This is a genomic window from Oscillospiraceae bacterium (genome assembly GCA_035353335.1).
GTDB lineage: Bacteria > Bacillota > Clostridia > Oscillospirales > JAKOTC01 > DAOPZJ01.
Window position 1 is genome coordinate 1 of record DAOPZJ010000030.1, and the last position, 12,649, is coordinate 12,649.

General features: G+C 39.2%; 11 protein-coding genes. All 11 read left to right on the plus strand.

What is annotated here, in order from left to right; translation table 11 throughout:
- Positions 1–215 (plus strand): glycosyltransferase family 4 protein (locus PKH29_07570; GenBank protein ID HNX14698.1); only part of this gene is annotated, 215 nt, incomplete at its 5' end.
- 32 nt (positions 216–247) lie between these two features.
- Positions 248–1,633: an MATE family efflux transporter gene (locus tag PKH29_07575; GenBank protein ID HNX14699.1), complete on the plus strand. Its 1,386-nt coding sequence runs from the start codon at positions 248–250 to the stop codon at positions 1,631–1,633.
- A 377-nt stretch (positions 1,634–2,010) separates the two neighbouring features.
- Positions 2,011–2,967 carry a hypothetical protein gene (locus PKH29_07580; GenBank protein HNX14700.1) on the plus strand — a complete coding sequence of 319 codons (957 nt, stop codon included), beginning with the start codon at positions 2,011–2,013 and terminating at the stop codon, positions 2,965–2,967.
- On the plus strand, positions 2,936–4,786 hold the full coding sequence (locus PKH29_07585) for a hypothetical protein (GenBank protein ID HNX14701.1): 1,851 nt from the start codon (positions 2,936–2,938) through the stop codon (positions 4,784–4,786). Before PKH29_07580 ends, PKH29_07585 begins: the two co-directional genes overlap by 32 nt.
- Before the next feature lie 6 nt (positions 4,787–4,792).
- On the plus strand, positions 4,793–5,329 hold the full coding sequence (locus PKH29_07590; protein HNX14702.1) for an acyltransferase: 537 nt from the start codon (positions 4,793–4,795) through the stop codon (positions 5,327–5,329).
- Positions 5,330–5,346: 17 nt separating this feature from the next.
- The gene (locus tag PKH29_07595) at positions 5,347–6,507 is read left to right on the plus strand and encodes a glycosyltransferase (GenBank protein HNX14703.1); all 1,161 of its coding nucleotides are present in this window, start codon (positions 5,347–5,349) and stop codon (positions 6,505–6,507) included.
- Positions 6,504–7,694: a glycosyltransferase gene (locus PKH29_07600; protein ID HNX14704.1), complete on the plus strand. Its 1,191-nt coding sequence runs from the start codon at positions 6,504–6,506 to the stop codon at positions 7,692–7,694. Before PKH29_07595 ends, PKH29_07600 begins: the two co-directional genes overlap by 4 nt.
- Positions 7,691–8,425, plus strand: coding sequence for a LicD family protein (locus PKH29_07605; GenBank protein ID HNX14705.1), 735 nt, complete (start codon positions 7,691–7,693; stop codon positions 8,423–8,425). Before PKH29_07600 ends, PKH29_07605 begins: the two co-directional genes overlap by 4 nt.
- A 12-nt stretch (positions 8,426–8,437) precedes the next feature.
- Complete coding sequence (aepX, locus tag PKH29_07610; protein ID HNX14706.1) at positions 8,438–10,447, plus strand: phosphoenolpyruvate mutase; 2,010 nt, start codon at positions 8,438–8,440, stop codon at positions 10,445–10,447.
- A 2-nt stretch (positions 10,448–10,449) separates the two neighbouring features.
- Positions 10,450–11,529, plus strand: a complete 1,080-nt coding sequence (locus tag PKH29_07615) for a phosphonoacetaldehyde reductase (protein ID HNX14707.1) — start codon at positions 10,450–10,452, stop codon at positions 11,527–11,529.
- 1 nt (position 11,530) lies between these two features.
- The gene (gene aepY / locus PKH29_07620) at positions 11,531–12,649 is read left to right on the plus strand and encodes a phosphonopyruvate decarboxylase (protein HNX14708.1); all 1,119 of its coding nucleotides are present in this window, start codon (positions 11,531–11,533) and stop codon (positions 12,647–12,649) included.

Consider the following 12,649-nt stretch of genomic DNA (forward strand, 5'->3'; position numbering starts at 1 on the left):
GTCCGTGCGGTGGCCCACGAGAATTAATATCAGATAAAAAAAACGGCGTATTGTTTCCCGTTAAAGATCAGTACGCTCTTGAAACAGCAATTACTGGTATCATTGCTGATAGCAAGTATGCCGATTCTCTTGGCAAACAAGCTGCTAATATTCTGGATATAGCAGATCCAACTACTGTGTACAATATATGGGATGATTATTTAAGCAAAGTATAAACTTATATTCTTGAAAGGCGATCGAACTATTCATGAGTAAGCTTAAACATATTGTAGATATCGTAGTTAATGGCTCTAAAGGTCTTGACGGACAGAAAGCGCGTGAAGCGGAAAGAGAACGTAGAATCATATTGACTGCTTTTACCGGTGCTGTTGCAAAAGCAATAGCTACAGCAATACCATTAGTATCGGTTAAATTTTCTCTCTCTTACCTCGGTGATGAACTGTACGGCTTATGGGCAACAGTCACATCTTTTTTTGCTATGTTTACTTTTGCGGATCTCGGACTTGGAAACGGACTTCAAACTGAATTAAGCAGAGCAAACGGCGGAGATGACATTTCATACAAAAAAAAACTTGTCTCAAGCACATACTTTGTTTTAACCGCGATTGCAATAGTTTTATTACTGATTTTTCTGCCGCTTTACCCACTCCTAAATTGGGCAAAAATTATGAATGCTGAGTCTGAAAAGGCGGTTGTATTATCAGGTGGATTTGTATTAGCGATAGTGTGTTCAAAAATATTTGAAATACCTATGGGGTTAGTTCAGCGAACACAAAATGCATTGCAGGAAGGCTATAAATCATACATCTGGCAAATATGCAGCAGTCTTCTAAGCCTTATATTGATTATTATCATTTCGAGATTAAATCTCGGAGCTGTTACAATGATTTGGGCGGCATCATTGACGGTTTCTGTTGTCTCTCTGATCAATATGATTGTTTATTTTGGATTTCAAAAGTCGCACATTGCCCCATCATCTAAATATATCGATATAAAAACATCGCGCAGTTTGTTAAAAATAGGAATAGAATTCTTTGTTTTATCTCTTGTCACATCCGTGAGCTTATCTTTTGATAACTTTATTGTATCACAAATAAGCAGTTTGTCAGAGACGACGCCATATTCATTGGCATATAAGTTTGCGCATGTACTTGGAATTGTCTCTATAATGCTCAGTACCCCGATGTGGTCGGCTAACGGAGAAGCTTTAGCACGCGGCGATTATGATTGGGTAAAAAAGAGAACAAAGACAATGGCTTTACTCTCTCTTTTGCTTTCAGTAGTCGGCTCAATAATCATAATTATTTTTGTTAATCCGGTTATGAGTTGGATGGGAAAAGATTTATCAATATCGTATTTTACTCTGAGCGGAATGTGTGTATTACAAGTGTTGATTGCAATTATCAATCCTTATTTTATGGTTCTAAATGCGGGACGAATCATTAAAAAACAAATTTATATGTTTTCAATCTATGCAGTTGTTTCAGTAGCTTTAAAATGGATTTTAGGAAAAACAATAGGGACTTGTATGATTCCTTGGATAGGGGCTATTTGTTATGCCGTCATTGTTATTCCGTACACATTTCTGACAGTACAAAAATTATTTCAAAGGAACAGTGGTGAGACAAAATGATATATATAATTTTATCCATAGCCGTTATTCTCTCCATAGTTGCTCCGAAGAAATTTGTTTTTTTCTACTGCTTTTTTGGATGTGAATTGGATGCATATGGTGTGACAAGCTATTTCAATCAATCATTTCAATATTATGCGGTGATTATGCACCTCCTTTTAATAATATCATTGTTCGTGTCATTTTATCGAAATCGATCTTTCTTAAAAAATAAGTATATTGTCATCTCTTTCGTATATATAGTTGCTATTACTATATCTGTTTTGTTTGGATATCTAATTCACGATTATGATGGAAACATTATTTACCGTGTTATATATGCTTCTACGACTTTTGGGCCGTCAATATTTATTATATGGCTATGCGAATCACATCACTTGAATAAAAGTACGTCTGATTATTCGATATTAGTAATTGCTGAAGTATTGTTAGCGTGTTTTGTAATCTATTTACCAAGTGCTTTTGAAGCAATAAATGGAATTAAATATACTGCTGATGGCTATATTTATTCTCTTGGAAATAGAAGCCCTGCTCAATTATCGAATTTTTACGAGATATTTTTCCAAAAAGGAAGGTTCATGGCAACAGGACAATTTCATAATGCGAATGCACTTGGTTTTTGTTCAGGAATGGGCGTGGTTTTGTCGTTATTGAAACTCTCAGATATATATACTATAGATAATAATCCGTTGAAGATGAATATGCGTAGAAAAGCGTTTTGGATCATGTTTTTACTGCTTTCCGGATTTGTATGGTGCAGTGCCGGTACAAGAGGCATATTACTGACAGTGATAATTGTACTTGGACTAATAATATTCGGCAGCCCTAAGATTTCACAGAAAAAAATTGTAGCTGCTTTATTTATTATGCCACTGGGCGTGATTGCTGTCATATTATTTGGAGATATTGTCTATTCATATTTATTTGGAAATGCTGCTGCTACATCATTTGATAGCCGAGGAGCACTAATAATCAATGGGTTGAAATATTTGTGGGATAATTCTTTGTTTGGAAGTGGTGGTGAAGCAACAGGACTGCGTCTGGTTGGAGTTGACCCACATGTGTTGCCATTAAAAATTGCAACATTGTATGGTGTGTTACCATCAGTAATTTCTATAGTTTTAATTTATATATACCCTATACGAGATTTATTGAAAGTTAATAATTACAAAGTGAGATTGGGGTCATTGGGTCTCTTGTTAGGCGTATGGTTAATGTCTATTACCGATAATATGGCACTAACGGGATTGTTTTGGATTTCGATGGCAGAATCCATATTTTATTTGACAAAGGGTAATGATTATGAAAACAATGATGGAAAAACTATTATATGATCGCGTGAACAAAAAGTTTAAAGCATGGAATCATTATGCCCGAATATATTGTAGTAACACAATATCAGTGTATAGACGCCCATTTCTCGGATGGAAGTTTTCTGGGCTGTTTGGAGATATTGCCGTTTCATATAACATCGAAACAGGTCGGAATAAAATCAGAATATACAAGCATTGGTTTGAAACAAAAATGCACTATACTGTATCTTTAAACGCCGATAACTTTACCGGCTTAATCAAAGACAGCCGAATTTCAGACTGTTTTGTTCTCCCATATATGCGTAATATTGACGGGTACACCTTAATACGAGACACAAGGATTGTCGTTATTACAGACAAGGGACAGATATATCATAACAAACCGGATCGTAGAGCAGAAAACGCTGGGAAATCTAAGCATAAAGACGAAGTAAGGTTTCAAGAAAGTGCAGTCTGGGATCTTCCCGGAAGACTGTATCCGTCAGCTGATAAGGAATGCGCATCCTCAGAATATTATTTTCCACATTTGCCCAAAAAGTCATATGAATATCATCCTGCAATCACATGCGACTCGTCTGTTAATAAATATGGGAGCGTAAATTTCGGCAAATCATTCAAATATATCGAAGATGGTGCGGAGCATGAATTATCGCGCTTCTATATTCCGCTGCGTGATAAAGAACAAAGCAATCCCTTCTTTCACATAGGCGGCACAGAACCGGATTATAAACTGTCATTGATGGGCACATATCGAAGTAATACATCTGTCGGTGTTAGAATATGCATATTTGCTACAGACGATGGTGGACGTAATTGGTTTTGCAAATATGAATTCGGAGACTCAGGTGAATATGAATTTAATCAATCTCACGAAGAAGCAGGTCACAACTGGGGGAATCCGATTATTGCGGATACCGATAATCAGTATGTGGAAAAATCAATTTGTTTCACAAAACGCTCAATTATACCGCCTTCTTCCGACTGTAAAGAACCTGTAGATATTTTTCGGTGGGATGATCGCATCAGTATTCTTAGAATTGACATGAACATTACTGTTTGCATGACATCTGAGCAACCGCATCATTTAAATACCGGTAACATCATTGCTTTACAAAAGAAGACAAGCGGAGAATCATATTATGATTTCTTATGCAATTCGCAAATAACCAGTAAGAGCGCAGGGAATGGTCTTCTGTTCAAGGTAAATGTACTTGATGAATATACATTTGAGTTATTTGAATATACTGGAAACCCATTTAACAATATCTGCTGCCGTCATATACATCAAATAAATAAAATTAAAGATGGCTGGCTGATAAGTACCGGAGAGATATATCCAAACGGATGGTTGTTGTATTTTCAAATGAAAGAATCAGATACATTTACAAAAAAGCCTGCACACAGTAAGTTTCATATATATCGCTTAAATTCATCGGAAAGCTCTGTTCAACGAGTTCTTGGAGCAATTTTATGTGATGATGAAAATCAGACTTTGATATATGCATCAGACCACGATCTTCTTGAAAGAACAGAAATTAATCTGCCTGACGGCAGGAGCATCCGAATATCAAGAAGTTCAATCGGAATATTTAAAGGCAAGCTTCGAGATATTGATGACAGAAATAAATTCCATATTTTCAAAGAAACCGCAGAACCAACATTTTTCTTCAAAAAAATTGACGGTGTATATTATTGGTGCGGTATGCGCGGGCAGTTTTTAGTTTCGGAAAACATGACCGACTGGTACGAATTAAGACTTGATAAACCGATAATACAATACGGCGGAACGTTCAATGGTGTTTCTTTATTGGACGATTATATAGTTGTTTTCAGGAGGTAATAATTAATGGGACTGCTAAAATCACTTAAGCCCTTGTTTAGCAAATTAAAGGCTGCTAAGAACCCTCTTGCTTATGCAAAAAAGATCGGTGTAAACATTCGGGGGAGGGTACAATTTTACGGTAATCCCTGTTCAATGTTTGGTTCAGAACCGTGGTTGATCACGTTAGGAGATAATGTGTATATTACCGATGAGGTTCGATTTATCACACATGACGGCGGGACGCTTCCTCTCAGAAAAGAAGTCCCAGATTTAGAAATCACCAAGCCGATAATCGTCGGAGATGACGTTTATTTCGGTATACGGAGCATGGTATTACCGGGAGTTACGATAGGCAACCGTTGTATCATTGCCGCCGGATCTATTGTAACTAAGGATGTTCCGGATAATTCCGTAGTTGCCGGAATCCCTGCTCGCGTAATAAAAACGACCGATGAATATCTTGAGAAGATCAAACGTGAGTCATTACATCTGGGAAACCTAAAAGGCGAAGAAAAAGCAGAAAAATTAAGAAAAATCTATCATATTGATTTTGAAATATAAAGGCGTTTGATAATAACATGAACATATTAATTTTATCATCCGGATATTTTCCATACGGCGGTGCATACGCTTCAAGACTGTTAAATTTTTGTAGAGCAATCGAGCAAAATAATAGTATTCACGTCATAACATGGTTTGATTCACAAGTGGATGTAGATAATTTAATTTTCGAAATATGCACATACGAACACCTCTGTGACTCACATAATAAAATCGAGAACTACATTTTGCCAAGTAAACTTGTGAAGAAAGCTTTGGATTACATAAACCAGAACAAAGTTGATTTGGTAATATCAAGTCGTATGCCTATTAGCTTTGGCTCATTGCTTAATCTTTGTAAAAAAAAGCGAATACCCCTGGTAATTGAGCAGTGCGAATGGATAGATCCATCAAATTTCAAGTTCAACAGATTTCATCCGATGTATTTCTTAGGCGAGAATAATATGAAACGTCGATATAAAAAGGCAAACGGGATTATCGCCATCAGCAGATTGCTCGAAAATCATTTTTCGTCTCAGGGTATCAGCACAATACGGATTCCGACAATACTTGATGTTTTAGACACCGAATACAGCACCAAAACAATTAATCAACCGACTGTGATTTCATATTGCGGTTCGCCCGGAACGTCAAAGGAGAATTTGAAAAACATCATTGAAACGTTGACAGTCGTAAACTGCGAGTCAGTAAGAATTAAACTAAACATATATGGTCCGGACAGAAATGCAGTGATGAAAAATACCGGATACGACAATGAACATTTATTACAGATAAAAGACTATGTCAACATTTACGGCAGTATTCCACAACCACGAATTGCCGGAGTTATCAAAGCATCGGATTATACTTTCTTTGCTCGTCCCGACAGACAGTCTTCAAATGCCGGATTTCCGACAAAATTTGCGGAAAGCATGGCGTGCGGCACGCCTGTCATAACCAATCTTACAGGCGATATTGAGTTATATTTGAAAGATGGTATCAACGGGCATGTGCTTGATAGCATTACACCGGAAAGTATTAATAAAGTTTTATGTAGAATAATCAATGAGTCGCCTGAAGACAGGCAGAAGTTAAGAAAGTGTGCAAGAGAAACAGCAGAAATATCGTTCGATTACCGTATTTATTCATCTATCATCGAAAAATTTTTGCAATCCATTATACAGGAGACAGAGCAATGAGTGAAAACGAAATAACAATGGTATATGGAACACGCTGCCGCTGCAAAGAAGGAAAATATTATCTAACCGGTGGATTCGGTAGGCTTGTCGATGAAATGGCTAAAAAATATGAAAGAGTGTATCTGATGATACCCGTGATTCACGTAAGTCTAGACGAAGTTTTTTCTGAATACGCACTTGAGGGAAGCAACATAACAGTTCAGGAATTAACTCCTTATTCTGGTTATATTGAAGCCATCAAAAAAACGATTCAGCTAAAGAAACAAATCAAAGAGTATTCAATGCAGTGGAAAGGTGTTGTCTATATTCGGTGGATGACCGCTTTATACGAGTATATCTATAAATGCGCAAAAAGAAAGAATCTGCAAGTATGCTTTCATCTTGTTGATGATGGAGAAACGATTATCAAAGACGGTAATAAATATAAAGGAATAAAACGTTTTTTTGCTTTATGTGTAGCTAAAAAAAATTCCAAGATTATAAAAAAAATCATGAAAACAGTTCCTACGTTGATTAATGGAAACGGAATGAGACGGTTATATCGTCAGGATAATGACCATGTAAAGGAAATCCGGACAAGTACGTTCTTAAAAAGTGAGATTACACATAATCACAAGACAATGAATAAGGACAAAGTGAACCTAATTTTTGTTGGTACTGTCAGACCGGCAAAGGGCTTGGACTATTTGCTGCAGGCAATGGACAAGCTGATTAAGTATGGCATAAATATCTATCTGACGATTGTGGGCGACGGGGATTATATAGAAACACTAAAAGAACGCGCAAAAACCATGAGAATTATCGATCGCATCCGCTTTACCGGAAGACTTGCTATGGGAAAACAACTTTTTGAAGAATATAAGCAAAGTGATATTTTTATTTTACCTTCTCTTTCAGAAGGTACGCCTCGAACTTTGATAGAAGCAATGTGTAATGGTGTACCTGTCATCGCGACTGATGCAGGTGGTATTACTTTCACAGTAAAGGATCATGAAAATGGTTTGATCGTACCTACAGCAAATGCCGAAGCGATAGTAAAAGCAATTGTAGAAATAATTGAAGATGATAATCTTAGAAATAAAGTTGTCCAAAGCGGCTTTCTATTCGCAGAGAATAATACCATTGAATCACATACAAACGAAGTTTGTTCTTTTATCCGACAATATTGCGGAGAAGGTGTAAAATGAAAATAACAGAAAAGCAAAATATGCTGCTGGAACTTATCACAAATTTTCACAAAGCATGTGTCTCATTGTGTATCAAGTATTCACTCGCTTGTGGGACTGCACTCGGTGCCGTGCGCGAGCATGGATTTATCCCATGGGATGACGATATTGATATAATGATGAGATACTCCGATTATTTGGTTATGCAAAACAGTAAGCAGACAGAGTTCAAATGGGTTTGTGCCAAAAATGAGAAAAAATCCCCTGTTATACTTGCAAGAGTATATGATAAAAACGTAGATTATGATCATCTTGAAGCATTTCCTTATATAGATATTCATGTATATGTCGGCGGGAGTGACAATGATGCCGAAACAATCAGGGCAATTAAAATAACGGATTTTTACGCAAAAGTATATTGGGTAAAATCAAGAAGATATCACAATATACTCAAGCGTAAAAAAAGTTTTATTGGAACGCTGTGTAAAATACCACTGCTTGTGGTTTCCAAGAAAAAATGCGTAGCAACTATGATTAAGTATATAGACAAATGGGATTATATCACCGCAAAAAAAATATTTCCTTTACAGGGATATTACAAGGAAAAAGAGATATTACCAAAAATGTGGTTAGAAAGCTACGTCCTTTTGCAGTTCTGTGGTGTTGAGCTATATGTTATCAGTAACTATGACGCTTACCTAAAGCAGTTATACGGAGATTATATGACTCCTGTTCGGTATAAGCGGACTTAATGGGGGAAAATCATGAAAGCATTAATACTTAATTCCGGCCTCGGTCATCGCATGGGTGTCCTGACAAGCGAACATCCGAAATGTATGACCGAAATATCAAGTAATGATACAATACTCAGCCGCCAACTAAAGCTTGTTGCCTCGACCGGTATTACTGAGGTTGTAATGACAACAGGGTATTTTGACGATGTTCTCGTCAATTACTGCAATTCTCTCGGACTTCCGCTACACTACACCTTTGTGAAGAATCCGATTTACGACAAGACTAACTACATCTATTCCATCTACTGCGCTAAGGATCAACTTCAGGATGATGACATTGTGCTTATGCACGGCGATCTCGTCTTTGAAAGCTCCGTGCTTGATGATCTTCTTGCTTGTGATCATAGCTGCATGAAGGTTAGTTCTATAATTTCACTGCCGGTAAAAGACTTCAAGGCAGTTGTACATAACGGCAGAGTGGAAAAGGTTGGCATAGAGTTCTTTACCGACGCAATGGAAGCGCAAGCACTCTATAAGCTCAATAAAGACGACTGGAAAGTCTGGCTCGATAAAATCTATGAATATTGCGAAGCCGACAACCGCAAGTGTTATGCGGAGGTCGCTCTTAATGAAGTTTCGGACAGGTGCGCCATATATGCTTATGATGTAAAGGACAGGCTTTGTACTGAAATTGATACGCCGGAAGATCTCGCTGTTGTTAAAGCAAAGCTTGCAGAGGTTGAAAGCCGCACGGTATATATGTGTTTCTCGACAGATATTATACATAGCGGTCATATCGCCATAATTAAGAAAGCTGAAAAGCTTGGAAAGCTGATAATTGGCGTCCTTTCGGACGAAGCCATTGCAAGCTATAAGCGTTTTCCGCTCATGCCGTTTGACGAGAGAAAGACATTGTTTGAAAACATAAACGGCGTAAAAAAAGTCGTTTGTCAGAACACACTCAGCTATGTCGATATACTCAGGGAGCTTCGCCCTACATATGTTGTTCACGGTGACGACTGGAGAGAAGGTTTTCAGAAGCCGATCCGTGACGAGGTGGTAAGTATACTTGCTGAATACGGCGGTCAACTTGTTGAATACCCGTATTCAAAGGACGAAAAATTCGATGAGCTTGAGAAAATGTCAAGAGCGCAGCTTTCAATGCCGGATATCAGGCGCGGACGTTTGAAAAAGCTGATCAATATGAAGGGCTGCGTGACGGCTCTTGAAGCACACAGCGGAATCACGGGACTGATTGTTGAGAAGACGACTGTATTGCAGGACGGAAAAACATATCAGTTCGATGCCATGTGGATTTCTTCCCTCTGCGATTCCACAGTAAAGGGCAAGCCTGACATTGAACTTGTCGATATGACCAGCCGATTCCGCACTATTGACGAAATTATGGAGGTTACAACAAAGCCGATCATCTTCGACGGCGACACCGGCGGGCTGACTGAGCACTTTGTATATACCGTCCGTTCATTGGAGCGCATGGGCGTTTCCATGATAATCATTGAGGACAAGACCGGGCTGAAAAAGAACAGTTTGTTCGGAACAGAAGTCAAACAAACGCAGGATTCCATTAAGAATTTCTCTGCAAAGATCGCCGCCGGCAAGAAAGCGCAAAAGACACAAGGCTTTATGATATGCGCTCGTATCGAAAGCTTTATTCTTGAACAAGGCATGGAAGATGCGCTAACACGCGCGTTTGCATTTGCCGAAGCAGGAGCCGATGCAATAATGATTCATAGCCGCAAGAAAGACCCTGCTGAGATTTTCGAGTTCGTTGAAAAATTCAGAGCAAAGAATACTGTTACTCGTGTTGTCGTCGTTCCGACTTCGTTTAACTCTGTCACAGAGGACGAGTTCAAGTCAAGAGGCGTGAATGTAATAATATACGCAAATCAACTCACCCGCAGCGGATTCCCCGCAATGCAGAGTATCGCCAAAATGATACTCACCAATCACAGAGCTAAAGAAGCCGATGATATGTGTATGCCCATTAAGGAGATAATCAATCTCATTCCGGAGGAATAAAAATGTCACAAAAGATTATGACCGGAATCGAGCATTTCGATGAACTGTGTGCAGCACTATCTCCAAAAAGTATCTTACTTGTATGCGATAGTTCATTTAGGTATCTGCCGGATTCAATTCAGAGTATTTATAGCAACCACAAGGAAACGGTTACTGTCTTTAACGCATTCACACCAAATCCGCAGTATGAACAGGTCTGTGAAGGCGTTAAGTTGTTTAACGATGAACAATGTGATGCTATTGTCGCAATCGGCGGAGGCAGCACGATCGATGTCGCCAAGTGCATAAAGTTATTCTGTAAGATGAATCCCTCCGTTAATTACCTGCAACAGGAATATAAGGACAGCGGAGTGCCTTTGATTGCTATCCCCACAACAGCCGGAACAGGCAGTGAATCAACACAACACGCGGTGATTTATTACAATGGGGCAAAGCAATCGATTTCTCACCCGAGTATTGTCCCGAATTATTGCATCCTTGAACCGTCAGTCCTAAAGACTCTCCCAATTTACCAAAAAAAATGTACAATGCTCGACGCTCTCTGTCAAGGAATCGAATCATGGTGGTCTGTCAACTCGACTGACGAAAGCAAGCAATACTCCAAAACCGCTGTAGATACTATCGTTGTAAACTATAAAGCGTATATATTTGATAATGATGACGAAGCGGCCAAGCAGATCATGTTGGCGGCGAATTACGCGGGACGAGCAATCAATATATCACAAACGACCGCTGCACACGCAATGAGTTATAAGATAACCTCTCTGTATAAGCTTCCGCACGGTCACGCGGTCGCGGTTGGCTTGCCTGTGGTATGGGAATATATGATACATAATATTACTGCTTGTGCCGACATGAGAGGTAAGGATTATTTGCAGAAAGTCTTTGAAGAAATTCCTATTAATGTGGAATGGTTCAAAGCGCTGCTAAAAGAACTTGGCATTAATAACCCGACCGCATCTGAACGGGAAAAGGAGATTGATATCCTGACACAATCTGTAAATCCTGTTCGTTTGAAGAACAACCCTGTTGCATTGAGCAACGGAGTGCTCCGCAATATGTATGAAAGGATAATTAAATGATATGAAAGTAGAAAGCTTAGTTAGTGCTCTGCAAGCCGATTTTTTCGCCGGCGTCCCTGACTCACAGTTAAAAGCACTATGCAACTATCTGATGTGTACATATAGAATAGACCCGAAGCATCACATTATTGCTGCAAATGAAGGTAATGCAGTAGGTCTTGCCGCCGGTTATCATCTGGCAACAGGTAAGGTGCCGATTGTGTATATGCAAAACAGTGGCGAAGGAAACATCATAAATCCCGTAGCATCGCTGATGAACGACAAGGTTTACGGTATTCCGTGTGTCTTTATCGTCGGCTGGCGCGGTGAACCGGGCGTTCACGACGAACCGCAACATATCTATCAGGGAGAGGTTACGATGAAGCTTCTCGAAGATATGGATATCAAGACGTTTGTCATCGGCAAAGATACAACAGAGGATGAAGTAAAAGAACAGCTTGATTTATGGAAGCCTATGCTTGCTGCCGGAAAACAGGTTGCATTTGTCGTTCGCAAAGGCGCGCTTGAATTCGACGAAAAGGTCAAATACGAAAACGCCAACACGATGCTGCGCGAGGACATTATTCGTCACATTGTGGCGGTTTCCGGAACCGATCCTATTATTTCAACAACTGGTAAAGCGTCACGCGAATTGTTTGAAATACGCGAAGCCAATAAACAACGTCATCAGTATGATTTCCTGACGGTCGGCTCAATGGGACACAGCTCATCTATTGCGCTTGAAATTGCTCTGCAAAAGCCTGAGAAGAAAATATGGTGCATCGACGGCGACGGCGCTGTACTTATGCACATGGGGTCAATGGCACTGATGGGAGCAAACAAGCCGCAAAACCTTGTCCATATTATCATCAACAACGGCGCTCATGAAACTGTCGGCGGTATGCCAACTGTCGCTTCTCAAATTGACTTTGGTGCTATTGCAAAAGGCTGCGGTTATCCTTATACGGTTCGTGTGGATAACTTTGCAGCCTTGGATGAAGAGCTCAATAAAGCAAAGAATCGCAATGAATTTTCGTTGATTGAGGTTAAGTGCTCTATCGGTGCAAGAGATGATCTAGGCAGACCTACGACGACAGCAAAAGAAAATAAAAAATCTTATATGGAGAATTTTGAGGTGTAA